Annotated in this window: 24 protein-coding genes; 12 read left to right on the top strand and 12 right to left on the bottom strand. The window is 44.0% G+C overall.

Annotation, left to right across the window (positions count from 1 at the left end):
* Positions 1-277: tetratricopeptide repeat protein (locus AC6RV6_RS15815; protein WP_500241835.1), on the top strand; the 277-nt coding region annotated here is incomplete at its 5' end.
* Between the two features lie 37 nt (positions 278-314).
* Here AC6RV6_RS15815 and AC6RV6_RS15810 read toward each other — a convergent pair.
* From AC6RV6_RS15810 to AC6RV6_RS15790, 5 genes are all read right to left on the bottom strand, one after another.
* Positions 315-1,283, bottom strand: a complete 969-nt coding sequence (locus tag AC6RV6_RS15810) for a pentapeptide repeat-containing protein (protein WP_500241834.1) — start codon at positions 1,281-1,283, stop codon at positions 315-317.
* A 62-nt stretch (positions 1,284-1,345) separates the two neighbouring features.
* On the bottom strand, positions 1,346-2,059 hold the full coding sequence (locus tag AC6RV6_RS15805) for a hypothetical protein (protein WP_500241833.1): 714 nt from the start codon (positions 2,057-2,059) through the stop codon (positions 1,346-1,348).
* Between the two features lie 280 nt (positions 2,060-2,339).
* Positions 2,340-2,609: a hypothetical protein gene (locus tag AC6RV6_RS15800; RefSeq protein WP_500241832.1), complete on the bottom strand. Its 270-nt coding sequence runs from the start codon at positions 2,607-2,609 to the stop codon at positions 2,340-2,342.
* 149 nt (positions 2,610-2,758) lie between these two features.
* On the bottom strand, positions 2,759-4,546 hold the full coding sequence (locus tag AC6RV6_RS15795; protein WP_500241831.1) for a ShlB/FhaC/HecB family hemolysin secretion/activation protein: 1,788 nt from the start codon (positions 4,544-4,546) through the stop codon (positions 2,759-2,761).
* Positions 4,547-4,588: 42 nt separating this feature from the next.
* On the bottom strand, positions 4,589-6,358 hold the full coding sequence (locus AC6RV6_RS15790; RefSeq protein ID WP_500241830.1) for a two-partner secretion domain-containing protein: 1,770 nt from the start codon (positions 6,356-6,358) through the stop codon (positions 4,589-4,591).
* 304 nt (positions 6,359-6,662) lie between these two features.
* Here AC6RV6_RS15790 and AC6RV6_RS15785 point away from each other — a divergent pair, with 304 nt between their 5' ends.
* Entirely contained in the window at positions 6,663-9,305 is a 2,643-nt protein-coding gene (locus tag AC6RV6_RS15785; RefSeq protein WP_500241829.1) for a CHAT domain-containing protein, read from the top strand.
* Here AC6RV6_RS15785 and AC6RV6_RS15780 read toward each other — a convergent pair.
* The 3 genes from AC6RV6_RS15780 to AC6RV6_RS15770 form a co-directional block, all read right to left on the bottom strand.
* Positions 9,302-10,126 (bottom strand): DUF928 domain-containing protein, encoded by an 825-nt coding sequence (locus AC6RV6_RS15780; protein ID WP_500241828.1) that lies wholly within the window; start codon positions 10,124-10,126, stop codon positions 9,302-9,304. The genes AC6RV6_RS15785 and AC6RV6_RS15780 overlap by 4 nt on opposite strands.
* Positions 10,113-12,089: a sensor histidine kinase gene (locus AC6RV6_RS15775; RefSeq protein WP_500241827.1), complete on the bottom strand. Its 1,977-nt coding sequence runs from the start codon at positions 12,087-12,089 to the stop codon at positions 10,113-10,115. The genes AC6RV6_RS15780 and AC6RV6_RS15775 overlap by 14 nt, the downstream gene beginning before the upstream one ends.
* A 184-nt stretch (positions 12,090-12,273) precedes the next feature.
* Positions 12,274-12,945, bottom strand: coding sequence for a response regulator (locus AC6RV6_RS15770; protein ID WP_500241826.1), 672 nt, complete (start codon positions 12,943-12,945; stop codon positions 12,274-12,276).
* Between the two features lie 122 nt (positions 12,946-13,067).
* Between AC6RV6_RS15770 and AC6RV6_RS15765 the strand changes: the two genes are divergently transcribed.
* From AC6RV6_RS15765 to AC6RV6_RS15735, 7 genes are all read left to right on the top strand, one after another.
* Positions 13,068-13,313 (top strand): hypothetical protein, encoded by a 246-nt coding sequence (locus AC6RV6_RS15765; protein ID WP_500241825.1) that lies wholly within the window; start codon positions 13,068-13,070, stop codon positions 13,311-13,313.
* Positions 13,264-14,193, top strand: coding sequence for a geranylgeranyl diphosphate synthase CrtE (crtE, locus tag AC6RV6_RS15760; protein ID WP_500241824.1), 930 nt, complete (start codon positions 13,264-13,266; stop codon positions 14,191-14,193). The genes AC6RV6_RS15765 and crtE overlap by 50 nt, the downstream gene beginning before the upstream one ends.
* Positions 14,194-14,221: 28 nt before the next feature.
* Positions 14,222-14,686 carry a divergent PAP2 family protein gene (locus AC6RV6_RS15755; RefSeq protein ID WP_500241823.1) on the top strand — a complete coding sequence of 155 codons (465 nt, stop codon included), beginning with the start codon at positions 14,222-14,224 and terminating at the stop codon, positions 14,684-14,686.
* Positions 14,687-14,867: 181 nt separating this feature from the next.
* Positions 14,868-15,443, top strand: a complete 576-nt coding sequence (aat, locus tag AC6RV6_RS15750; protein WP_500241837.1) for a leucyl/phenylalanyl-tRNA--protein transferase — start codon at positions 14,868-14,870, stop codon at positions 15,441-15,443.
* A gap of 112 nt (positions 15,444-15,555) precedes the next feature.
* Positions 15,556-16,185 carry a DUF3172 domain-containing protein gene (locus tag AC6RV6_RS15745; RefSeq protein WP_500241822.1) on the top strand — a complete coding sequence of 210 codons (630 nt, stop codon included), beginning with the start codon at positions 15,556-15,558 and terminating at the stop codon, positions 16,183-16,185.
* 45 nt (positions 16,186-16,230) lie between these two features.
* Positions 16,231-17,382 carry a 50S ribosomal protein L11 methyltransferase gene (locus AC6RV6_RS15740; protein ID WP_500241821.1) on the top strand — a complete coding sequence of 384 codons (1,152 nt, stop codon included), beginning with the start codon at positions 16,231-16,233 and terminating at the stop codon, positions 17,380-17,382.
* 138 nt (positions 17,383-17,520) lie between these two features.
* The gene (locus AC6RV6_RS15735) at positions 17,521-19,449 is read left to right on the top strand and encodes an FAD-dependent oxidoreductase (RefSeq protein ID WP_500241820.1); all 1,929 of its coding nucleotides are present in this window, start codon (positions 17,521-17,523) and stop codon (positions 19,447-19,449) included.
* Positions 19,450-19,518: 69 nt separating this feature from the next.
* Here AC6RV6_RS15735 and AC6RV6_RS15730 read toward each other — a convergent pair whose 3' ends face one another.
* From AC6RV6_RS15730 to AC6RV6_RS15715, 4 genes are all read right to left on the bottom strand, one after another.
* Positions 19,519-19,824, bottom strand: a complete 306-nt coding sequence (locus AC6RV6_RS15730; RefSeq protein ID WP_500241819.1) for an NfeD family protein — start codon at positions 19,822-19,824, stop codon at positions 19,519-19,521.
* A 373-nt stretch (positions 19,825-20,197) separates the two neighbouring features.
* Positions 20,198-20,713, bottom strand: coding sequence for a Uma2 family endonuclease (locus AC6RV6_RS15725; protein ID WP_500241818.1), 516 nt, complete (start codon positions 20,711-20,713; stop codon positions 20,198-20,200).
* Between the two features lie 105 nt (positions 20,714-20,818).
* Positions 20,819-22,246: an NADP-dependent isocitrate dehydrogenase gene (locus AC6RV6_RS15720; protein WP_500241817.1), complete on the bottom strand. Its 1,428-nt coding sequence runs from the start codon at positions 22,244-22,246 to the stop codon at positions 20,819-20,821.
* A gap of 177 nt (positions 22,247-22,423) precedes the next feature.
* Positions 22,424-24,370 carry a M48 family metallopeptidase gene (locus AC6RV6_RS15715; protein ID WP_500241816.1) on the bottom strand — a complete coding sequence of 649 codons (1,947 nt, stop codon included), beginning with the start codon at positions 24,368-24,370 and terminating at the stop codon, positions 22,424-22,426.
* Positions 24,371-24,732: 362 nt separating this feature from the next.
* On the opposite strand from AC6RV6_RS15715, the gene AC6RV6_RS15710 reads away from it, so the two are divergent.
* From AC6RV6_RS15710 to AC6RV6_RS15700, 3 genes are all read left to right on the top strand, one after another.
* Complete coding sequence (locus AC6RV6_RS15710) at positions 24,733-25,416, top strand: response regulator transcription factor (protein ID WP_500241815.1); 684 nt, start codon at positions 24,733-24,735, stop codon at positions 25,414-25,416.
* A 20-nt stretch (positions 25,417-25,436) separates the two neighbouring features.
* Entirely contained in the window at positions 25,437-25,931 is a 495-nt protein-coding gene (rfaE2, locus tag AC6RV6_RS15705) for a D-glycero-beta-D-manno-heptose 1-phosphate adenylyltransferase (protein WP_500241814.1), read from the top strand.
* 61 nt (positions 25,932-25,992) lie between these two features.
* Positions 25,993-26,694, top strand: coding sequence for a GUN4 N-terminal ARM-like repeat domain-containing protein (locus tag AC6RV6_RS15700; protein WP_500241813.1), 702 nt, complete (start codon positions 25,993-25,995; stop codon positions 26,692-26,694).
* Positions 26,695-26,737 lie beyond the last annotated feature (43 nt).

The raw sequence follows: 26,737 nt of genomic DNA, 5'->3' as shown, positions 1-26,737 counted from the left end.
TTCTGCTTTGGGATGGTACAATCGCGCCCTCAATCTCATGTCCAATCGCCAGTATACGAAAGCATTAGACGCTTATTTAAAAACCCTAGAGTTAAATCCCAATGATGCGAATGCTTGGATGGGTTTGGGCATTACCCATCGCGCTTTGAAAGCATACCCCGAATCGTTGGCCGCTTTAACTAAAGCACTAGAACTCAATCCCGATAACACCCAAGCTCAAGAAAATTTGGATGCGGTGACGAAGATTCTCGAAGAGTTGCAAAATGCAGAAAGTTAATAGTTTCTCAGCGATCGCATTTTCTCAAAGATGAAGATCAGCCATCATTCTGTTGTTCCCCGCGACGACCGCATCCTTGGTCAGAAACTGAAGAACCGCGCCCGCCATCAGAAGTATAAGCATTGGGAATTTGCGATCGACAGAGAATCACCGTTCCCAATTCTACCGCCGTTAAATTGGCATTGCGTAAATCTGATTGAAAAACATTGGCATTCCGCATATCTGCATAAGCAAGATCGGCATTTCTGAGATCGCTGTCCCAAATGTTTGCTTGTCGAAGATTAACGCGTCTTAACCCCGCACTGCGTAAATTCGCGGCATTCATTTGTGTTTCGCGTAAGTTTGCTCCGCCTAAATTCGCATTCGTTAACGTCGTTCTTAATACGATCGCGCGAATTAAAGAAGCATAGCGAAGATTGGCACCAGTAAAATTAGCTTGCGTGAGATTGGTCAAACTTAAATTAGCATTATTAATCCGACTATTTTGTAAATTTGCATTGGTCAAATCGGCTTTTCTCAAGTTGGCTTCAATAAGATTTGCCCGAGAAAGATTACTTTGAGAAAGGTCAGTTTCACTCAAATCTGCCTGAGCGAGATTAGCATTACGAAAATTAGAATTATTTAATTTTGCGGCGGTTAGTGTTGCCATTCTCAAATCGGAATTTCTCAAATCGGCATTACTGAGAATCGCTTTCGCAAAAATGGTTCGCTGGATCAGAGAAAAGCGCAGATCGGCTCCATCTAAATTAGCCAGAGTGAAATTAGCCTCGGTCAAATCTGCCCGACTGATATCAGTACCGCTTAAATTGGCTTTAATTAAATTTGCGCCTTGTAGCTTCGCACTACGCAAATTTAACCCACTGAGATCGGCTTCGCTGAGATCGCAATTTTGACAAATTTTCGTTTCCTTTAACTGAGCGACATGATCGGGATTTTCTCCTCGGGCGGGAGTCGCGATCGCAAAAGAAACGAGAAGAGAAAATACAGCCAAGATTTTGTATTTCATCGGTCACTCTGGCAAAGATAGAGGATCTAGAGAATTATAACACGATCGCGACGGTGCGATCGCTATTTCTTCTGGCGAGAAACGAGAAAAATCATGAGAATAAAGATCGCGATCGCGCTTAACCCATTGGCAGGTTCCGGCACTTTTTTAGGAGGTTTTTCCCAAGGGGATGAAAAAGAGCGATCGGGGAGATTTGCGATCGCAATATGGGTGGAAAATTCGTCTATATTCTTGGGCAGTTGAATTGCAATGCGATCGCTCTCATCTAAGTTTTTGGCTGCGATATTTTCAATCGAGTTCTCTAAAGCAGAAAATCGAGTAAACTCTGATGAGATATTGCTCCCATTGTGAGGGCGAGAAGACTGGAAAAACTCTTGCAGATTTGTCGCGCGATCGCTGGATGACTTCAGGCTCGCATTACGATCTGAAATAACTGTCCTATCAGAATGATTGAACATCAATTTGTCAAGAGCATTAATTGCATCATCCTGATTCTTTTCCAGAGGAAAGTTATCGATTTTGCTCTCATCTCGCATCTTTGATAGAGTATGGGTCAACTCGGCCAAATGATAGGGTGGAAAAGTCAATAAATCTTTAAAATCAAAAGAGAAATTTTCGGATGGCGGCAAAGAAAAGTGACCTTCATTCAACAAGGAAATACTTTCCCGATTTTGCTCCTCAAAAAAATCAATCGATTCGACAAAAAAGTTGAAATCTTGTAATGTTAAATTACTTGTTTCTTCGATATTGCGATCGCGTAATATCCAAAACAGCAAAGTTGCAATAATAGCAAAAACAAAAACAAGAAATATCAAGAAGCAGAAAATCAAAAGAATCGGAATCGGATCGCTATTATTTTTGGAAATATTAATATCCCTAAAAACAATATTTATGTTCGTTTTCTTGTGTTTGGACTTTGGGGTTAAGTTTCCAGACATAGAGTATACTAGAGGCAGTTTGCAAAGTAAAAAAAAATGAACTATAGCAGTTCTGGTTATATTTTAAGAACTGCTATAATTGTCAAATCGTGAAATATTTCAGTAATTTTACGGAAATTTATTGGTCTTGAGAACTGCGATCGAGCAAGGCAGGTTGAGAGCTAGAGTCTGTTTCTAAAGGTTTTTGATTTTTAACCATATATAATGCTAGACTTGCTGTACCAATTAATGTTCCAATTGATATCGTACCAATGAGAGACATAGAAATCCAAAAGTTTTGAGTTGTCGTTGCATTGGCTTGATACGCACCATTTATAGCCATTGCATCTCTTCTCGCAGAAACATTTTGATTGACAGTATTTCCGGAATTTCCTGATGTTTCATTCATTTTGATACCCCTCATTTTCTTGACCTCTGTACTCTTCTAATATAGAACAGAAAGCCCTTTTGTGAGACATGCAAATCAAGCAAATTTATTCACAGTTTTTGCCGATCTTTTCAAGACTTTTCTCCTAAAACTTTGTAGAAAACTGTCATCTAAAACTTATATCGCAGAGCAAAAAACAAACCGCGATCTTGTAGAGATGAGCCGCGATTGTCTAACGTAACTAAAGGAATACCATAATCGAGATGGACAAATAAATTATCGACCACTTGCCAGCGCAAACCTAACCCCAAACTTGCTAAGGTGGAAGAATTGGGATTAGGAGTATCATTATTCCAAACTGTGCCGATCGCAAAAGAGGGAATGATTTGCAAATATTCTTCTCTTTTTTCTTGTTCATTTTGCCTAGCTTCAGTCTTGCGGGTTAAAGAAATTGGTACTTCAAAGGATGCCCAAATCCCATTATCGCCACTTAACAAACCCGGACGATATCCTTTTAAATTATTCGTTCCTCCCAAGCTAAATCGTTCGATAGGTAGCAAAGAATTGGGAGTGAGTTGGACGCTCAGACGAGCGATTAAACTAAATTGAGGAGAAAGTTGTTGAGAAGAACGCTGCTGAGAAGAAAGTTGCTGTCGCCAAATAAAATCTCCTTGCCAAGAAAAAAAGCGCCCATCGGTTCCCGTATTATTAACTGTTGCATCAAACGCATCCAAACCAAAATTAAACTGAGAGCGAGCAAAAAAGATGCGATTTGTGTCGCGAGCAAGCCATTCTTGGGAAAATCGCAGGACACTGACTTTAGATTCTCCACGTTCTGCACCGCGAGCAAAGGAAAATGGGATATCGTCAAATAAAAACGTTTGGCTGCGACGGAGATCGAAACTTAATCCTAAAGCAAATTCAGTTATCCCGATCGCACGGTGGCGATTTTGCCCTTGATACAGGGGTTTTTGATAAAAAGGTTGACGAAATCCAATCGAAAACAGTTCCTCTTCTCCACGAATGCCAAAATCGCGAAAATCCTCTTCAATGATATGACTATCACTGCGAACGTAACGCAGAGATAGGGTACCATCGAGAGAGTTAAGGGGGAGTGCGTAGCCGAAATCGTAACGATGAAATCCTTCTGAGAATCCATAACCCGCGATCGCGCGATCGCCTCGTCCCCAAAGGTTATCGTATTGTGCCAAAAAACTCGCTTCTATTGCTCCAGTGCTGGGAGAGAGATAATTATCAAAAGAGACAGAGGGACGAAAAGCAGGGGCTTCTGTAATCCGAACCCGTAGAATACTGGTTCCCTCTCTCATCCAGTCTAATGATGCCTTAATCCCTTCGATAAAAGGCTCTCGCAAGAGGGATTGTAAAGCGGCTTCCATACTGGGTAAATGAAAAGGAGTTCTCAAGCCTTGTTGAATGCGACTCCGCACGTAGCTTTCTTGCAATCGTTGCAATCCTTCAATCTTAATTTCTGCGATTCCTTCTACTACTTTGATGTTCGCAATCCCATTTAAGAGGGCTGTATCTTTGAGAATTAATGCACCCGTCGTAATATAACCGTTCTTTTTATAGATGAAAGTAATTCGTTCTGTTAAACACTCTAAATCCTCAAAAGTTAAATAATTTTGCTCGAATAGACGCACCTCTCGGGTAATTTCTTCCTCTAGGATCGTATATCCCCGAACGCTAATTGTTTCGATCCAAGCTCCATTTTCCCTTGCTGCTACATCTGAGACAGGTAAAGGACAATCGGGTATGATAATCCTGCCTGAGTCCACAATTGGTTCTTTGACGGTGTCCGGAGAGGTTTCTCCTTCGATAGGATCGCGAAGATTCTCGGAAGGGTTAGAACGCCCATCCGGAGCAAATTGAGCCAAAGTTTTCGGGGCAATTCCCACGATCGCGATCGCTACTAACCCGACCAAAAACCAATTTTGCACAAACTTAAAGAGCATAAGAGAAATCAGCGAAAAGTTACTGGACTAGCGAGAACATAAACTACTGATAATTTGGCCGCCGTCGATCAGGTCATAAATTCCATCGGCTTTTTGGCTGCGTAAAGATGAGCGGACAGAAGATTGAACGTTTTTTCCTTTGAAAAACGATATAGGAGTCGAGATCGGACGATCTGGAGTCGATGGGATGCCTTGGGGATGTAGAATATAGAGTCCCGTGTCATCATCTTTCGTTACGCAGCTATTTTCAGTAGAGGACTCTCGATCGCTTTCGTTGTCTAGCCGATCGATTTCAACATCTTCTGGGGGCGTAATTTCAGTCATGGGATTCCCGATCGCAGGCAAAGTAACTGGGAGAGTTGCGATCGCAATACGAGGACTCTCTTCCATTTGAGGAGAGCCAGAAATGGGTAAACTTTCAAGATTGACCTCTCCGGCAACACTTGCAATCGCGCTATCTGGGGATACGCTAAGAGATTCTGTCACAATATCGATATTTCCCTGTCCAACAATATTCGCGCCATCGCGAAGGATGATGCTTTTGGGAATATCGAGGCGAATATCGGCGATCGATTCTGCGCTCGGGTTTTTTGCCGCGATCGTGGAATTCTCAAGCAGGAGAATCAAGGCTTTGAAAGACATTTGCGGCTCTGTATTGCCAGATCGGGTATAACTGAGAACCTCACTTTTATTTTGAACGAAGATACGCTCGCTGGCATAAATTACGATCGCTCCTTGGGGAGTTTTTATAATTAGGCGAGAATTATCGAGGGTAACTTCTTCAGCATTAATCCCAATTTCCCCCCGACTTTCCTCATCAAAAACGCTCGCGACGATTTGACTCTCTTCGCTCACTTCGAGAGAATTGGCATTAATTTCAATCTCCCTCGCTAAGATTTCACTACCTGCTAAAATTTCGACAACAGGAGCAGCCAAAATAACGAAACTAGACTCGCGAAACACATTCAAGATCGCATTTTTCAATTGAATGCTGTCTTTGCTTTCAATGTCAATTCCTTTGAGTTCCTCTAAATCTAACGCTTCTAAATCATCTTCTCCGGCTACAACGATCTCTCCTTCAATGTGAATGTCTTGCATTGCGATTATCGAAATTGTATCGCTGGCAGAAATGACGCTATCAGAATGGTTGACAAGCATAATCTGAATACGATCGCCGTTAATATTGATTTTTTCACCGATAAGAGTAGTCGGTTTATCTAGGCGATCGCTAATCAGAACATCCCATCCAGAGATGTTGATATTGCCTCCTGCGATTATGTCCCCTTGCACGTCGATAAATGGCGCTTCAAGACTAATATCTCCCTCAACTGATAAATTGCCGCGACTGATAATAAAACTGTTGGGAGGCGCGTCTTGTAACCCCGGCTGGATATTGATTTGTATTAAAGAGTTGGGAGACGCGATCGCATTAGTTGCGATCGGCTTCAAGTTAAAAAGCTCTCCGGTAGTTGCAAAAAAAGAACCCGGAATGTTCAAGCTTGCATCCTTTCCGAAAAAGATACCATTAGGATTGGAAAAGTAAAGATCGGCAGCCCCTCCTACTTCGAGAAGTCCATTGATATAAGACCAATTTTCCCCCGTAACTCGACTAAAAATTTGGGTCACTCCCGCAGGATTTTCAAAATAAGCACTTTGTCCGAACAGGATGTTGAATTCCGCAAAACTGTGAAATAAACTATTATCCTGAATCGTTCCTCCTTGAATTGAGAAGTTCTCCCCATTTTGTTCTACTATCGTTCCCACACTGAAATCTGAGCTAATTGGAGGGACTGTCATCGCGACAGCCGATAGATTTGTTTTTGCCCCAAAGCAGCAGCACACAAGGCTTAGAGATAGTACGGACTTTTGTCCAAAACGTCTCAGTCCCAACGCAAAATTGCCAATCGCCATTAAATGAAGTCCTCTCTATTGCTGGTCGATTCTTGCTTTTTGTATTTTTCTCTCTTCAATGTAAAACATTAAAAGCACATCTAGCTTCAGCTTTATCGCTCAATTTTCCGATAAGTTCAGAAAAAAAATTGTACAATTTTGACAGTTTACAGATCCTAACACTGAAGAGAATAACAAATTTGAGTAAAAAATGCTCTCTTTCGTGTTTGCGATCGCTGCTGCTTGTATCTCAATCATTAATCTGATGCAAAAATCGCAAATACTTTCTCGTTTTCTGCTCATTCTCTTTCTCGGGAGCTTGACAATGGCGCTCAATTTAGGTCATTCACAATTCTTGTTCTCTGGAGTGTCAGCAAAAACTGCATTCAAAATCGAGAACAATGCGATCGCTGTTGCGGAGAGAAAATCACCCCGAGGAATTTTGGCAACAAAAGAACAAGCAGCACAAAAACAGTGCGAGGAAAGGGAAAATTGGGAAGGACAACTGCGGGATAGTCGAGAGACAGGACAATGGAGAACGGTTATTAATTTACTCGAGAGCGCAATTATCTGTTACCGAGACCGAGGAAACTGGCAAAAAGTCGGTCATCTTCAGCGAGAACAAGCTGACGCTTACAACCATCTCGGCCAATTCCCCACGGCGATCGCATTGTTGTGCAAATGGGAGGAAAATAAAGAAGATGGGGATAGATTGCCTTCTTGTACCGAGAATAGTTCCATCGCGATCGCTCGAGACTTTAACGATGTGATGGGAGAGGCGGCGGCTTGGGAATCTCTCGCAGAAATCTATCGACTCAATAGCAATTACAATCGGGCAATTAGTGGGTTAGCAAAAGCTAAGCAACTTTATCAGAGTCAATGTGAGGTCGAGAATTCAGAATGCGTATTGTTTCAGAACCTTTTCTTAATTGCGGGCAAAACTTACTCGGATCGAGGAGAACGTTACGAACAGAGATCGCAATCGGCTAAAAAGAGGAAAGCGGAAAGCTCTGTTGATAAATTTCGCCAACATGCCGATCGCGATCGCAATAAAGCCCTCGAAAAACTGACCCAAAGCGAGCAACTCGCATCTTTGCGCGAGGATACCGCCGGTCAAATCCAAGCCTTATTCGAAATTCTTCGTCTGGTCAGTCTCTCGTCCCTTGAAGAACCCCCCGAGGCGAGGTCGAAAATTCTAACACTTTTGCCTCAACTTCCCCCCTCAGAGCAAAAATTCGCCATTACCTTTGGTTTGGCTCGCTTAGCGGCTGAGCCGCCGGTATTAACCCCCTATGAGTGTCGCGATCGCTTGTTGGGACAAGAACAATCGCGAGAACTGCTCGCAGAAGCCGTCAATATTGCCCTATTCCTGAAAAACGATCGGTTGCAATCTTTTGCCCTTGGGGAATTAGGTCATATTGAGGAATGCGCGAAAAATTGGTCTCTTGCACTCGACTATACTAATCGCGCCAAACTCTTTGCTCAAGGCTTTGATGACAGTTTATATTTATGGCAATGGCAAGTCGGGCGAATTTATCAAGAGCAGGGAAATCGCGAAGATCGAGTGCGGAGAGCCTATAAAAGCGCGATCGCCTCCTTGGCCAAACTTCGTCATCGCATCGATCCCTATTCTCGAGACTGGCAATTTGATTTTCGCGATCGCATCGATCCCCTCTATCGCGAATATCTGCACTTGTTATTAAAAAACTTACCCTTAGAAGGAGAGGAGCGCCGCAAAATTTTCGCCTTAGTTCGCGAGAAATTGGAAGTTTTGCAAATTGCAGAATTAAAGGATTATTTGGGTCAAGAATACAGACTTTTCCAGCATCAAGACAAGATGATGGGGGAACTCATTCAAGAGCATACTGCCATCTTCTACTCGATTTTTTTCGAGAAAGACGTTGCGATCGCCGTGGAATTTCCCGATCGTTCCCTTGAGGTGAAATGGTTCAATACCAAGGATTTTCAGCAAAAAATTTTGGCTTTTCGCGAGGAAATTACCGCTTGGGACAATTTAGAAAAGCCAAAACATCTATCGGCGCAAACACTTTACAATTACATCATTGAACCTTTTGCCTCTCGGCTTCGGGAAGCTGAGATCGAGACCCTTGTTTTTATTCAAGATGGGATTTTAAATAATGTTCCCATGGCCGCACTCCACGACGGCGAAAAATTCTTAGTCGAAGATTATGCGATCGCCATGACTCCTGCACTCTTCCTCACCCAACCCCAAGGGGGAAATTTTCGTAATTTTGATATTCTGGCGTTTGGGTTAACCGAAGAAGCCGTGAACGGCCTAAAGGCAGTCAGGGAAGAATTAGAAGCAATTACGACCGAAGAGCGAAGATTTTTTGATACCGACTTCAGTGCCGATCGCTTGCAACAAGAACTCAATCGCCATTCCTATTCTATTCTTCACCTCGCCACTCACGCTCGATTCGGCACGGTTTCCGAGGATACTTTTCTGGTAACCGGAGCGATCGACCCCGATCGCCCACAGGACGGCCAAAAATTAACCCTCACTCGCTTGGAGAACATCTTTCAACAATTAAACCGCAAGAGGAAACTTCCCGAGTTACTGGTTCTCTCAGCCTGTCAAACCGCCACGGGAGACGATCGCTTTACCCTAGGATTGGGCGGAATTTCCCTGCGATCGGGTATTCCTACGACAGTCGCTTCCCTCTGGTCAATTCGCGACGAACAAACCAAGAAATTTGTTATCCGGTTTTACGAACATTTGAAACAGGATAAAAACCCGATTATTGCTTTGAAAGAAGCCCAGAGAGAAGAGATCGATCTTAAGATTCATCCCTCTCACTGGGCTGCTTTTATCGCCATTGGCAATTGGCTTTAATCATAAGAAATGGTGGAATTTTCGCGAGCATGACGGGCAATTTCCCGGATATCCTCCACCCATTTCAGGATGATTTCAGGGTCTTCCACCGATAATATTTGCGTTTCCTCCAAGCGAATCAGATCCTCGAGCAAATCTGCTCCCGCAACTCCCAATTTATTTTGCTCCCCTAATTGGAGAGCTTCGGCGATCGCTTCATACCACAACTCCGAGCGAGCATAGAGATTGACGCGATCGCGGCGATCGGTGGTATTCTGCAAATGCTTACTTAGGGACATTGGCATCTCGACAACTTGAAACTCAGAACTTTGCCAAGTTAGATCCGCCGGGTCATCGGCATCGCAAAAAAATAACGTGACTTGCCAAACATAACGCTTATTGAGCGAAAGGCCGGGTTCATTAGGAAGAATTGGTGTATGGGTGACAATTCCCCGCTCACTCACCGTCCATTCCTTTTCAGGTATGAATTGGCGGAGAGTGTTATCCTGCTGTTCCTCATACAAACGAAACCTAATCTGAGTAGGTTCGTAAATATCGACAAACCAAGAAAATTGCGGATGGGTCGATGCTGTGTTATTGAGATAGGAATGGGAAGCAAAAAGGACAATTTTCTTTTTGGGTTGTTCCTTTGGAAGCAAACACGTTCGCCCACCTCCAAATCCATCACCTCTCCTCGGTGTAGTGGAAGGTTCTGGACTGTCAGGACTATAGGTAGCAAGCGCTAAAGGAGAAAATAGCCAGAAGGCGACTAAAAGAAACGCTGAAATTGATGTTTGCTGGAAAATAGAGAAGTAATTCCCTAAGAAGTCAATCTTTTTCATAGGAAGTGAACTGATTTTGTCTCTTGGAAATTTTGAGAATTCGTCCGAGAGATGCAAGCCCTAAAATTCTTTTTTCTAATCGCCAGTATAGCTCACAATCTGTTCCAGAGGGTGAGATAATTCGCTTAAAATGACTGCCTGTTTTGCGGGCAATCTCTCTTATTTGTCGTGTACCTTTGCCGTCAACCCTTGTCTTACAAGGTTTTCCATTGTCTCGCACAAGAATCTTGTAAAAACTACCTTCTTTTTTGCAGATAACTGTCAAGCGAGTTGCATTTTTTGCGTGCTTGCCAACATTACATAATGCTTCTTCGAGAAATTGACAAATTTTACGTTTATTTTCAAACCCGAGTTCGATCGCTTCGATCGCCTCGAATTGAGGAATTTTCACCTTCAGGGTTTTAAAATTGGGAAAATCCCGCGTGATGGTTTCTCGATAGACTTCGGCTAAAACTTCGTGAAGCGGGTGATTGAGATTGATTTGCACTCCATTCCCCAACAGGAAAACTTCATTAGCATTGAGTGCTGCTCGAGATAATTTTTTATCTAACTCGCGGATTTTGCGATCGACTCCCTTGAGTTCTTGAATTAATTCTTCTTTGTTTAACGCATCATTGCGAACGTTAGTCACAAGAATATGCAGACTTTGTAAAGGACCATTATGAATCTGGTTGAAGGTATGATCGATAGCATTTTTACGCTCTCGGCTCAATGCTTGTTCTTGTTCAATTGTATATTGGAGGTGTTGAAAGTAGCGATCGGAAACAGTAATGGTGACAACAACACTCATTGTTGTTAAAAGAATCGGCAGAATTGGAACCCACCAGCCCCAAAGCAGTAAAAGATAACCAGAACTCAAGAAAATGAGCGTAAAAAAGCCAATTTCTGCAATCTTTTGTAATGATGATTTCATAGATAGAGATAAGCTAATCATCACAGCACTCCAACCCAAAATCCATAAATATTCTCCTGTTTCCGACCAGCCTTTTATCATTGGTCGCCCATCTAAAACGGTACTAATTATTTGACTAACTGCATGAGCATGATATTCTACGCCGTGAATTTTACCCGGTGGGTTTAAATTAGCGATCGCAACGGTATCGACATAATCTTTCGCACTGGCGGCTGTCATACCAATAATAACAATGCGATCGCGAATCCATTTGGGATCGAAATTTCCGGTTTTAATATCTTGAAAGGAAAGAAAATTAAAGCGTTCTTGTTCTTTAACACTACGAAAATTAAGTAATGTTTGCACGTCAGATTTGTAAAAATTATTGATATTGATATAGCTCCCAGAGTCTTTGTTAAGTCGTGATATTTCCGTTTGTCCAAAGCGAAATGCGTATCTATCTTTCTGACCGTTTGTTAGCTCAAATCCTTCTTCAGCTAAATATTTTTCTGCTAACCGAAAAGAAAAGGAAAAAACAAATTCATTTTCATTTGTTCCGGGTCTGTGCATCCCTAATAAACTGCGCCTGATATAACCATCTGTATCGGATAGAGTATCTGAAAAACCAATTTGTTCGGGAGGTAAGACTGGAGGCGTGTTAATTGTAGGTTCTAGTGCTTTTTCAATAGCGATGAGATTGGGTGTTTCTTGAAAAGTTGCTTGTAATTCTTCATGACCCGGTTCAACAGGAAGATCGCGGACAATATCGAGACCGATCGCACGCGGTTCATATTTGTTTAATTTTCTGAGAAGCTCTGCTAAATCGCGATCGGGAATGGGATAATCGCCAATTTCGCGAATATCTTCTTCATCAATCCCAATAATCGTAATGCGTTCGTCGATCGCTTCAGCAGGTCGCCATTGCAGAAAGCGATCGAATAAAAACAACTCTAAAAACTGTAGAGATCCGCTCAAACGCGCAAGACAAATGATCGCAACGAGTACAGCTTCTGGTACAATGGTTAATAGTGCCAGCTTTTGCCATTCTGTGCGAGAAAAAAATTTCTTCATGGTCTTTTGTCCGATCTGTAGGTATGGAATGAAAAACGAGGTCGAAAACCTCGCTATCGGGGAAAATACATCCACCAAAAACTATATTTACAATGGGATTTCCCATCGCAAGGTTTTTTAAATTGCGTCAAAACAATTCGTAACAGGTCGAGAGACAGTGAATTCGATTCACCGTCCCCCAACCTCAATCAATCAATCCTTCTTTTCTGGCACGATTGCCCGTGAGGAGGCGTAGGTTTTTCCCTTGTTCTCGATTATCTTCAGGATAAATATCCAAAACATCATAAATTTTTGTCCAGTAATGCCGCACCGTGCGATCGGCGACATTCATTTTGTTCGCGATCGCTTTATCTTTCAATCCTTCTCTAAAGGCTAAATCGAGAACTTCCAGCCATTCGGGTTTAACTTCTAAGCCTCTTTGAGCGCCGCGAATTTCTTTAGTATGGGTAAATCCTTCTAAAGCTCCATTGACTCGCGCTAAGAGATTTTCATCGGATTTACGAGCAACAGCAAAGCCTCCTTCGTGATTATCAATATTATCTTTAATGCGGATTAATTTATGAACGGCACTGCTTAAAATCACCAAGTTAAGTTTGGGATCGTTTTTCATCAGCGTTTGCAAGAGTTGAATTCCTGTTTCAAATTCTGCCTCTTTTCCTATGGTATCGGGAATCGAAAGGTCGAGAATCACCAAATTGAATTTTTCACAATTGATTCTTTCGAGGGCTTCTCGGGCAGTTTTTGCCGTTAACGCGATCGCATTGGGATACTCTTTCTGAAGTGCATTGAGCGTGCCATCTAAAACGAGGCGGTGATCGTCAACGATCAAGAATTTGTACTGTTTCTCTTGCGTCATGGTCATATCCTCCAATTTGATAACCGAAACTTACAGATTAAAGAAAAAATATCTTCTTTAATCGATCCTTTCTTATCATAGAAGCGCGATCGCTTCGATGGAACTATCTTTATCTGTCTGACTTGTTGGTGAATGATGCGATCGCTTTGGCAGAAAAGTGCAACTCAGTTAACAGTCACCAGTTAACAGTTAACAGTCACCAGTCACCAGTTAACAGCGATGCACTGAGCCTACCGAAAAGTCACCAGTTATTAGTTATTGAGAAAGGGACGCAGAGGGGTATGATGAGGATGTTTTACCGACCCGGACGAGCAGGATATGGTGACGACAGACGCAAAAAGCCCCGCAACAACTTCGCTGGATTTTGATTTGGCGGGCTATCTCAAAGAACAGAAAATCCGCGTAGAAACCGCTCTCGATCGCGCTGTCCCTCCCAGTGCCGAATTTGCCAAAATTTACGAAGCCATGCGCTATTCCTTGTTAGCCGGAGGAAAGCGCTTGCGCCCGATTCTCTGTTTGGCAACTTGCGAAATGCTGGGAGGGACGATTGATATTGCCCTACCGACTGCTTGCGCCTTGGAAATGATTCACACCATGTCCCTCATTCACGACGATCTGCCGGCAATGGATAATGACGATTATCGTCGAGGCAAATTAACCAACCACAAGGTGTACGGAGAAGATATTGCGATTTTAGCGGGGGATGGGTTGCTCTCCTACTCTTTCGAGCATATCGCCGCCAAAACCCCCGAAGTGCCGCCGCAACGAGTCTTACAGGTTATTGCGTATTTAGCTAAGGCTTCCGGGTCAACGGGAATTGTTGGCGGTCAAGTCATGGATTTAGAATCGGAAGGAAAACCGGATATTTCCCTGCAACAGTTAGAATTTATTCACGTTCATAAAACTGGGGCGTTACTGGCTGCTTGCGTGGTTTGCGGGGCAATGTTGGCAGGAGCGACAGAAGAGGATGTACAGAAGTTAACCAAATACGCACAGAATATTGGTTTGGCGTTTCAGATTATCGACGACATTTTAGATATTACGGCGACGCGAGAAGAGTTGGGGAAAACCGCCGGGAAAGATGTGGCCGCGCAAAAGGCAACTTATCCGAGTTTGTTGGGACTCGAAGCCTCTCAAGACAAAGCCAACCAATTAATTGACGAAGCGATCGCGCAACTGAGGGATTATGGCAGGAAAGCCGAACCTTTACGCGCTTTGGCTGGCTTTATTACCGCACGCAAAAATTAGTAATCGCAGAAACACTTAACACACAACCATGCAGCATTTTGGGGATCTTTTCGGCAATCATGTTTTACTGATCGCGATCGCGGCTTGTTTTCTCGCTCAAGCCTTAAAATTCGCGATCGGTTTGGTTCGCGAGGGGGAATTTAATTTACATTGGTTATTCAGTACCGGGGGAATGCCGAGCGCTCATTCTGCTTTGGTGACGGCTTTGGCGACAGGAGTGGGACAAACGAAAGGCTGGGGAAGTTCAGAATTTGCGATCGCCTGTCTATTTGCCGTGATTGTCATGTACGATGCGGCGGGAGTCCGTCAAGCCGTGGGGAAACAAGCCAAGATCCTCAATCAAATTCTTGATGATATGTTCCAAGACGGAAAAGAACTCAATGAAGATCGCCTAAAGGAACTTTTAGGACATACCCCTTTTCAAGTTTTGATGGGTTTAGCTTTGGGAATTAGTACCTCTCTGGTCGCAGAATGGATGATGGGGAGCGGATAACGACAACGGGTACATATTTTTGTTAGCTTGAGATTAGGGGTTGCATTACCCAGCACGAGATGAGAGAAAAATTTCTCAAGAAAAATTTCTCAATCCTAGTCGCTGGTTGTTCTTGGGTTTATCGACTAAAGTGGAGTTTTTTCAACATTTCACTGTTATCTTGCTACAAGTTCCGTTTGGTATGGTCATTAATATTTCCGCCCTCATTGATGCTTACACTCAAGGCTTCTTTCTCATGGCTGATGATAATGGAGAATTAGGGTGGTATTCCAGCAACCAACGCGCCCTCATTCCTCTCGACAATCGCTTTCATTGCCCTAAGTCTTTGCGTCCAGTCCTCAATCAAAATATCTTTTCTGTGGCGATCGATCGCGATTTTCGCGCCGTGTGCGAAGGCTGTGCCGATCGCGAGACTACATGGATTTCCGATCAACTCAAGGAAGTCTATTGGGAATTGCACATCGCCGGACGCGCTCATAGTTTTGAGACGTGGTTGGGTGACGAATTAGCCGGGGGAATTTTGGGGATTGTCATTCAAGGGGCATTTATTGGCGAGTCGATGTTTTATCGCATTCCCAATGGGTCAAAGGTAGCGATGGTGAAACTGGTAGAGCATTTGCGATCGCGCAAGTTTGTTCTCTTTGACGCACAATTGCAAAATCCCCATTTAGCTCGCTTTGGAGCATACGAGGTGAGTAGTACCGAGTATAATGCCCTTTTTAGTAAAGCGATCGCTCAAAGTTGTCGGTTTGATTAAAACAGAGAAGGGGGAGGACGGAAAATTTTCCCGAGTATCTATACTCATGACTCGGCGATCGCAGGGAAACAATTGTTAAACTCTCAGAGATAGGTATTTTTAGCAGAGAACGATGAAACGTCGAAAATCTTCTTACAACCGCAGGGACGAGCGTTACGACGATCGCAGAAATGACCGGGAATACGATCGCTATTCTTCGGACCCATTAGGAGACCGCGAGAGCAAGGGGCGATCGCCGTTAGGTGGGTTTAACTTACCCTTTAATGTCAATTATCCGATCTTGGCGGTCATGGGAGCCGTATTTATTGGGGGAGTTGCTTTGGGTATGGGTCTAAGTCTCAACCCGAGCGATAATATTGTCAATGTTGCCTCGCGAGATGTCATCGATCGCCGCTCTCCCAGTCCGGAAATTTGCCTCAAGTTTGGCGCGAGTGCAGTGGTTACGGATATGCGCGTCTTTATGACCCTCAACCCTTTTAATGTTTATGTCACCCAACCCATCATGCAGCCCGGATGCGTCTTACGGACGAATAACTGGGCGATTCTCGAACAAGCGAGATTAGTTGATGGCGATCAAGTGAGCGATTGCAAGCGACGCATGAATACTTTTGGTTATACAGGCAGTTTGGAAGGATCGCCAAAAATCAATTGCGTTTATCAAAATGATGCGGCTGGCAATCTTTTCCTCAACCCTAAAGGCAGAACCGAAATTAATGCCCCGAAAGAATCAGAAAACTTTTAATCAGTGAACAGTTATCAGTTAATAATAATCAACAACAAATAACTCATGTATAGTCTATTTGGCTATGGCAATATGATTGCCGATCGCCATCGCATGAATGCCTATGTTAAAGCGTTGGAAAATTGTGTTAAACCGGGGGCGATTGTGTTGGATATTGGCACGGGAACGGGGATTTGTGCCATTTTAGCCTGTCAATTGGGGGCAGAGCGCATTTATGCGATCGAAGCTAATTCCGCGATCGCCGTGGCCAAATTAGCAGCGAAGGATAATGGGTGTGAAGATAAAATTGAGTTTATCCAAGCCCTGTCCACCGATATCAATTTACCCGAACAAGTTGATATTATCGTGTCCGATCTACACGGGATTTTACCCTTTTTTCAACAGCACATTCCGACGATTATTGATGCGCGATCGCGTTTTTTAAAGGCAGGAGGAATCATGATTCCTTTGTGCGATCGCTTATGGGGAACTCTCGTTCATGCCCCGGAATTATATCGCACTTATTCTTCACCGTGGCAAGATTTTCCCTATCATATTAATTTAGAAAGCGCTCGCCGTTTTTTGCTGCACTCTTGGCAAAAATGCACGATCTCATCACAACAATGCTTAGCCAAACCACAATTATTAGCAATCTTAAATTATCCCAAAATTTCTACAACAAACCTCAAAGTAACGCTAGAATGGCAAGCAGAGAAAAAAGGATTGGTTCACGGACTTTGTTTCTGGTTTGATTCGATATTAGTAGAAAATATAACAGAAAGTATTGAATTTTCTAACGCCCCCGATCGACCCGATCTCATTTATGGTAAAGCCTTTTTGCCGTGGCTCGAACCTGTAGCGATCGCACCAGACGATCTGATAACTTGCGAGATCAAAGCGAATTTAATTGGCGAAGAATACATCTGGCAATGGAACTGCAAAGTTTTAACAAAAGGGAAAATCAAAGCAGATTTTAAACAATCAACTTTTAATGCACAACTGATTAATCCAAAGACAATAGAGCGGCGATTGCCAGATTATATCCCCCAATTAAACGAAGAAGGAAAAATCGTTCATTTCATTCTCAGTGCAATTGAAAAAAATAATAACTTAGAAACGATTGCTCGCCAATGTGCTAGAATGTTCCCTCATCGCTTTTCTACTTGGAAGAGTGCCTTAAATCAAGTCAGAGAAACGATAGATAATTATAGCTTATAGCGTTAATTGTTAACAAATAATCCTAAGATTCTTTGCTTTATTTTTATTCTTTTTCTATTGACAATTAAGAATTATTTATTGGATAATAATTGACTAGATACTTGAGTATTGCTCCCTTAATCACTGTTGCATTAATTTATGAGTTATTTTCCCGATCTCTCCTCATTAGTTTCTCGTCGAACTGCTCTAAAAATCTTAGGGGTGAGTGCTGTCGGTGCGGGGTTGGGCTATTCGCGCTTTCGTAAGCCAGAACCCACCATTTACCAACCCGATCGCCTCGATCTTCCCCGACATATCGAGGGGCAAAAAACGGTCTGTGTTGTCGGTGGCGGATTGGCAGGTTTAGCCTGCGCTTACGAACTGACAAAACGCGGCTTTGCAGTGACTCTATTAGAAAAATCTCCTCAATTGGGCGGAAAAATTGCCAGTTGGAAAATTCGCGTCGGGGAAGATGAATTTATGATGGAACATGGCTTTCATGGCTTTTTTCCTCAATATTATAATTTGAAAAATATTGTCGAAGAATTAGCCATTGAAAAGCACTTTCAATCCTTGGAATTTTATTCAGTTCTCTTTCGCGATGGAGAATATCAGCCGGAAGTTTTTCGCCCCAGTCATTCAGCCTTTCCGTGGAATATTGTCGATTTAGCGATCGCTTCTCCCAACCGCTTTCAATGGGGAATTAATCTGATTAATCTCAAACACTTACAAGTCTTTCGGGCAATTACGGGATTTCGCATTCCGCAAACCTTTAAAAATTATGATACTCTCAGCGTTGCCGACTGGGTAAAAGAAGATTTTCCCCAAGGATTATACGATTTATATTTCCTCCCTTTTGCTAAATCCAGTTTAAATGCCCCCGATCGCCTCAGCGTGGGAGAATTATTACAGTTTTTTCACTTCTATTTCTTTGGCAACCCGGAAGGTTTAGCTTTTAATGGTACGCGGGATGATATGGGAACGAGTTTAGTGCAACCTATTGCTCAATTTATTATTAATAATGGCGGCAAAATTGTTACGGAAGCAACGGTGAAAGAGATTCAATGTCAAGCGGGAAAAATCGATTCTCTTCTCTATCAACAGGGAAATTTACAAACCGATGTTCCATTTTGGGTCGATCGCAATGAATTATTGGCAGATGGAGAATATTATGGGGCTGGCGATCGCATTTATTTAGCCGCAAATGCAACAGAAGCCTTATCCCTCACCTGCACTCACCAAGGGTGTAGCGTCCGCAAACAAGCTGAAGGCGGCTTTATTTGCCCGTGTCACGGTGCTACATACGATGCAGAAGGAAAAGTCCTCACTGGACCCGCACAACGGGATTTAGCCGCTTTTAAGATTATTCAACGTCAAGGCGATCGCGTGCAGTTGGTGGCAGAAAATCCCCTCGCGACAGAGGAAGAAATGGCGATCGCGGCAGACTATTATGTTATGGCGGCAGATGTTCCCGGAACAAAACATTTGTTCGATCTGATGCGAGGAGATATGAATGCAGACATCCACGATAAGGTGCAGCAATTAGCCGTTTCCGATCCTTTTGCGGTGGGACGGTTTTGGTTAGATCGAGATTTTGTCTGGGAACAGAGTAATTTTACTTCCCTATCCGGTTACGATTTAACCGATAGCATCACGCTTTATCATCGTATTCAAACGCAGTTTATCGAATGGTCTCAACGGACGGGATATAGTGTAGTAGAGTTGCACGCTTACTGTTATAAAGAGAAAGAATTTCCCACCCAAAACGCATTATTGGCAACCTTTGAAAAAGAACTCTGGGAAATCGTCCCCGAATTGCAAGGGGCAACGATTTTGCATAAAGAGTTAGTCAATCAGAAAAACTTCTCCGGCTACCCTCCGAATAGTTATCGCGATCGCCCCCAAACTAAAACAGAGATTGAGAATCTCATGTTTGCTGGAGATTGGGTAAAAATGCCCTTTCCTTGCGGTTTAATGGAACGAGCAGTGAGCAGTGGCTTATTAGCAGCCAATGAGATTTTACACGAGGAAGGGTTGCAACGGCGATCGCTGTACTCGGTGAACCCAGAAGGTTTATTGAAGATTTGAATGGGTTATTAGCTGATAACTGAAAAGTGCGATCGCACCCTGAATCTTGATTGGATCGCACCTTGAGGACTAGGAAAAATCGACGCGAGGAAGAGGTTCTACGAGTACAATCATGTTATCCAAGTAGCCGATAACGCGGACGATTTCTCCTTCTGGGATAGTAACATTCAATTCGCATCGCGCCCGCCACCAAGTCGCACGATAATGCACCTGTCCGATTTGATGCGGTGCAATTTCTTGAGTAACGTTAGCCTCGTTATCAAGAGGTTGGGTTAATTTCACTTTGGGAAAAAAACGATTGTTTCCAAGCGGATTGTTTTTGCTGAAATCGTTTTTGCCGAAAATGTCCCAAAGTTGGAAGATTGCTAAAAACACGGTCATTCCCTCCAAGTCTAGCAACAGAGTGAGATAAAGCTCTCCTTAATATTCTCTCTGGAGTTATTTTGCTTTTTTATGCACTTTTCTGTAAATTATAGCGATTTCAGCCTCTGTTATTGTCAAGAATTGCGATCGTTTGCTGGAATAATGGGGATTTTTCAGGATATATGAGTGGATGTAAAGTAATGTTATCAACGCATCAACGAGTTTCATATTGAATTCGCAAAACGCTCTCTTTTTCCAAAAAGATTGAAAATCACATTGGTACTCTTTAGCTTTTTGTCTATTATAACAACTCATTCCGAGCGGTTGGGGTGACTGTTGGTTAGGTAACTCCGAGGGAAAATCTTTGGGTTTGGTACTCTTTTGCTTAAAAAACCAACCAATTAAATATTTTTGTTGCTGATAATTGCCAATTTGGCAAACTGTCAAGAACGGGTACAATATCGTCACCAGATTTGATGACGGGTAAGCGATCGCCTTGAAAAACCATCACGGATCGATCTTCAGGATCGACCAGCCATCCTAACTGAGAACCGTTTTGCAAGCAAAATAAAATTTTCTCGATAACTTGGTTTGCCGATTGTGCGGGTGATAATATTTCGATCGTCCAATCGGGATGAATGGTAAAGCGATCGCCATTTCCTAATGCTTCGGGTTGGGAAATTCCGAGAGAAAGTTCTTGGGGGTGGAATATGAGTTGTTGGATGAGAATGGCAATGGGGTGTTGATTAATGGTCAGGTTCTGGGGCGATTTAATGATAATTTCTATGTTTATCGTTGGATTGATGCGGTGGGGGCGACTGAGGCTTTTAAGGAACAGGGTGCGATCGACCAAATGAACGAAACAATTTTGTTTTGCAGTGCAGCATCCATAGAGACTCAAGAGTAATGAGTAAAACGAGAAAGGAAGAAGAAAAGAATATTTTTATCTTTTCTCCTTTCCTTATTTCTAACAATTAAAAATGACCGAACAGAAAAGTTCTGGTCATTATTCATTAAAATGACTGATAATTGCCTTAGCAAACTCAGAACACTTCAACGGTGGATCGATTTTCGGCTCCATTAAGCGTGCCAGATCGTATGTTACCTGACCATTAGCGATCGCGGCTCCCAATCCTTTTTTAACCAGATCCGCCGCTTCTTGCCAGCCTATAAATTCCAACATCATGACCCCCGAGAGAATAACCGATCCCGGATTAATGCGATCCAGTCCCGCGTGTTTCGGTGCCGTGCCGTGAGTCGCCTCAAAAATGGCACAATTGTCGCCAATATTGGCACCGGGACCCATTCCCAACCCGCCGACGATCGCTGCCGCCGCATCGGAAAGATAGTCCCCGTTTAAATTCATCGTCGCCAAAATTGAATACTCATCGGGACGGGTCTGAATTTGTTGGAAAATACTATCAGCGATGCGATCGTTCACCATTATCTTTTCTTTCCATTTGCCTTCCCCGTGACTGTCCCAAATTTCGTTAAGAACTGTCTCGATTTCTTGACAAATTTCCTGTTGTTTCTCCGGCGTGAGGGCATCGTAACCCGGATCCACCATGCGAGCATTATCCTCAATAGAAAGCTCCGGATTCTTCTCCTTATTGCCGAGAATCCACGATTCCCGTTCGATAATACACTCCGCGCGAAACTCCTCTTTCACCAACTCGTAACCCCAATCCCGAAACGCCCCCTCGGTGTACTTCATAATATTCCCCTTATGCACCAAAGTGACTTGCTGTTTGTCCTTGGGGAGGCGCAAGGCATTAGCGATCGCGCGGCGGATCAACCGTTGGGAACCCGTTTTGCTAATGGGTTTAATCCCAATCCCCGAGTCGAGGCGAATTTGCTTTTTCCCATGTTCCGGGGTGGCGGGAATTAACTCCTCGTTCAAATATTTAATGACTTTTTGCGCCATTTCCGTCCCTTCTCGCCATTCAATCCCCAAATAAATATCTTCCGTGTTCTCCCGATAAACGATGATATCCAGCTTTTCCGGGGTTTTGTGGGGGGAAGGCGTTCCCGCATAATAGCGACAGGGACGCACACAGGCATAAAGATCGTTAATTTGCCGTAACGCCACATTCAGGGAACGGATACCGCCACCGATCGGGGTTGTTAGCGGTCCCTTAATCGCAATCCCATATTCTGCGATCGCCTTTAAAGTATCTTCCGGCAAATATTGAAACGTCCCGTATTGCTCGCAGGCTTCATCTCCCGCATAAATTTTGAACCAATGCACTTGCCGTTTTTCCCCGTAGGCCTTAGCAATGGCAGCATCGAGAACCATTTGCGTCGCCGGCCAGATGTCAACTCCCGTTCCATCCCCCCGAATAAAGGGGATAATGGGATCGTCGGGAACGATCGGCTTGCCATCCTCAAAGGTAATGCGAGAACCAACAGAAGGGGGAGTGATTTTTTCGTACATAACCCTCGGAACTGATAAATTGATTTTTGCTAGGCTAACAGATATTGTTCCCGAACATTGATTTCTGAAGACTGTATTTTGATTTGCAACGTCGCGAGTCCCCGAGGAGTAAAAAAGAAGCAGATAAACGCCTCGGTAATCGATTTTGCCTTTTATCTCTTCTCCATCGTTCATTGCTCATTGAAATAGCGATCGGTTCTGGGATTGCAAGTTTTGTGAATTTGTCCGTTTTGCAGACACATAAAAAGGGCGCTTGACGGCTTTTTGTATTGCTTTTTCGACAGCGTTATTGTCCGAGCCGAATAAAATCATCCATGTTTCCCCCGGAAGGGTTAGAGAATCGGTAAAACGTCGAAAAAATACCTCATTGTTCGCTTCTTTCCCTTGTACTGCTGGTTTGCGGCGAATGGCCAAAACATAAAAGGCATTTTTAGGGAGATGTTTGACGACCTTTTGGACAAAATAAGCGACCTCAACCTCCCGATGGCAGGCTATTTGCTGCCGGAGCGATCGCGCTTCTTCTACCGATAAACCGTGAGGTTTGAAGCGATCTCTTGGCGTAACCTCACTCCGTTCTTTTTGTGCGGCAACCAACTCGGGATAAGCTGAAGTCAAATCTTGAGAATATTTTTTAGCTTGTTGGCGATATTGTTCGGCCTCTCGAAATCGCCCCTGTTGCTGCAAAAAACTCACAATTAATCGACATCCCGATAGCATCGTACTCTCATCCTCGCTAATGGCTTTGCGAATATGACCGATTCCGCGATCGTCTCCTGCCTCGAGCAACAGTTGTCCCCAATACAGATTTGCACCGACGTGGCGATCGTCTGCGGTTAAAATTTCTGTCAATAAGGGTTTAATTTCATCCATACCGTCGAGTTTTACCTTCAAACAAACCCGCGTCCAAGTTTCATCTGGCGTTAATGTCACGGTTTCTGCTCGATGTTCCAATTGAGCCAACTCAATGCGATATTCCCGCATATCGAAATAGTGTTGATTCCAGCGAGCATGTACCGACGTGCGCCATTCCGCCGCCAAAGCCGAAGTCAGTTGCGGGAGTTCTTGCTGTAGATATTCCTCTGCTGCCGATCGCTCTCCGGGATGAGGCAGGGCAGGCAGGGGTCGAGTTGGATAGCGCAAGGCTTTGAGACGATCTTGAAGACAAGGATGGGTATCTGCGCGATCGGTCTGCTGCGCCAGTGCCAAACTTAACCATTCTCGTTCCTTCTCCGGGTTGGATTCTGCGGTTAGGTCTCGGAGAACTTCACCAAAAGAAGTTGTTGGGGGATCGCGTAAATCTTGAGCCTGACGATAAATTTTCGACCATGCTTCCTCAAACTTTTGTGCCTTCACTTCAATGTCTATTAATGCTTCGGCTGCTATCTGAGAACCCGCAATTTGCTTCGCACAGCGATCGGCTTCATACTCGTCGGCACGAGCCAAAACGAAAGAATAAGCGCTAAAAAAAGGCACGTACCACTCTAAAAATTTCTCAAATAAGAAGATTGCCCAATGTTGTTCGTCTTCCTCCACCCGATTTAAAATCCTGACCCAAATTTGACGCTGATGGTAAATCCAGCCGGCAAAAGCGCTGTGATTGCCGGATAAATGACCGAATTCATGAGCGAGGACGGCGCGAAAGCGATTGGGAGAAAGTGCCTGCATTAAAGGTAAACCAATCAGAAGATAATTTTTCTGCCACCCCAAGATTCCCAAGCGAGAAATTTGCATTATCCCGGCATTTAAACCTCTCGTGAGAATAACATGATGACAGCGCGGTGCCTTGAGTTTTTTAGTGAGGATATCGAGATGGCGGAACAGCAGGGGAAAACGCTTGCGATTGAGATAAACTCCATTGGGAAGAGACATGGGAATCCAAAGCGATCGCGCAATAATGCCAATAATTCCGATTGAGATAATGCCCACACCCCAATTGAATTGCTGGCTATACATCACCATCAGAATGAGGAGAGCAAAAGCTGCGTTCAGAAATGCGATCGCGACGAAAATATAGATATAGCCCAACATTGCCAGTAGTCCCACTTGTAACTTATACAAGCTTGGATTACGGCGAGCCTTGATTTCCAGTTGCTTCACTAGCGCGTTACATTGTTCCTCTGTCACGCCCTATCCTCCTATTGGTACTTTTTTGAGTATAAATCTACAAATAGGGAATTATTTATTAAAAAATCTGTACTTTTTTGGATACCTTATCTCTACGAAAGATAGGGAAAACCGGATTTGATATGAACTCTCGGTTCATCGCCGCGAATAAAGGGGATAATCGGATTGTCGGGAACGATCGACTTGCCATCCTCAAAGGTAATGCGAGAACCAACAGAAGGGGGAGTGATTTTTTCGTATATAGCCCTCGGAACTGATAAATTGATTTTTGCTAGGCTAACAGATATTTATCCCGAACTTTGATTTCTGAAGGCTGTATTTCGATTTAGAGACGCAAGAGTCCCCGAGGAGCAAAAAGAGGAATGCAACGAATTTTAATCGTCGATGACGATCGCAATATCCGCGAAAATCTACAAGAAATTCTCGAAGAGGCAGGCTATCAAGTCGATAGCGCCAGTTCCGGCCAAGCCGGGTTGGAGGCCTTTGCCAAAAATCCCCCCGATGCCGTCATTTCTGATGTCATGATGCCGGGGATGAATGGCTTGGAGTTTTGTCGCACCTTACGAGGAAGTACCTCGGGACAACTCGTTCCCTTTATTTTTCTCTCGGGTAAAGGCGAACTCGAAGACCGCATCAAAGGCCATGAAATGGGGGCGGATGACTACATCTCCAAACCTTTCGTCATGCGAGAACTCCTCGCCAAACTCGAGGCGCAACTGGAGCGATCGCGCCGCATTCACGTGGAAATCGTCCGCATGATGCAGCAAATGTCATCCTTGCCGACAGCACAAACTCAAGCTAGCGAAGCACCCCCCGAAATAAAACCCCCCGAACCTCTGCCCCTGACTCCTGCTGAAGAACGAGTCTTCTGGGAGACGATCCAAGGGTTTACCAACAAGCAAATTAGCGATCGCCTGTTTATTTCTCCGCGCACGGTACAAAGTCATCTGAGCAACATTCTCGGAAAATTACAACTCGACAACCGCGCCCAACTCGTTCGCTTTGCCTACGAACAAGGCTACCAAGCCCCCCAAGGTAAAGATTAACAATTCGTAATTTGCCATCAATGGGAATTTATCAACTCGAACAATTACAGCAAGAAATTGGGGTGCATCCGGAAAAATGGCGACCTCTCGTTTTTACGAATGGGTGTTTTGATTTGCTGCACGCGGGTCACGTTCGTTATTTGCAAAGGGCGAAAACCTTGGGAAAATCCCTTGTGGTGGGTTTAAATAGCGATGCTTCCGTCAGCCAACTCAAGCCCCAGCAACCCGGTTTTCCCTCTCGTCCGCTCATCCCCCAAAACCAACGCGCCGAAGTCCTCGCCGCCCTCAAAGCGGTCGATGGAGTCGTCATCTTTCCGCAACAAACAGCAACCACGCTCATTGAAACCCTCAGACCGGATATTTATGTTAAAGGGGGAGACTACACCCCCGAAACCTTGCCAGAATATCCCGATGTGATGGCCTATGGGGGGCATATTGAATTAGTGAACGTAGAAGTTCCGGCTTCAACAACGGCAATTGTGCGGCGAATTTTGCAGGGGACTCGGGAAGAATAATTGATAATTGGTCGTGAATAATTGATAATTGTTCCTTGATAATTGTTTATTGTTCCTTGAAATGACTGCATCCAGCCTTCCTCCCGAAATCGAACTACTCCGTCAACAGTTAGAGTCGGGGGTTTTAAAAAAACAATTATCGGTTATTCCTCAACTGGCTAGTGCAGGGGATGCGGGTTGGGATATCTTAAAAAACTTTTTGCAGGCAGGTCGAGGACAAGACCCGACACCGGCGATCGGTAGTGCTTATCTCGCTCTTTCCCGCACTGACACACCAGAGATTATTGCTTTTTTGCAAACTCACTTTCCCGAGGGGGTTGTTTCTCTTCAATCCGAGCGCGGGATTGATTATCAAACGCTACAAGAACACCTGATCGCACAAGATTTTCAGCAGAGCGATCGCCTTACCCTCGAAAAGCTCTGCGAATTGGCGGGAGACAAGGCGATAAATCGACAATGGCTCTATTTTTCCGAGGTCGAGCGCTTCCCCGTGACAGATTTACAAACCATCAATACCCTCTGGCTGACCTATTCGGAAGAAAAATTTGGTTTTTCGGTACAACGCGAATTGTGGTTGGCACAGGGTAAGAATTTTAATAAACTCTGGGATAAAATTGGCTGGAAAAAGGGCAATAATTGGACTCGCTACCCCAATGAGTTTGTCTGGGATTTGAACGCCCCGAGGGGTCATTTACCCCTATCCAATCAATTGCGAGGGGTGCAGCCTTTTGCCTCCTTATTGTCCCATCCCGCTTGGACTTAGCGATCGCTTCGCATCCGCAAATCAGGGCGATTTCTTGCGCTTC

The organism is Spirulina sp. LEGE 11439, assembly GCF_059821285.1.
This window is presented reverse-complemented; position numbering and strand designations above follow the sequence as displayed.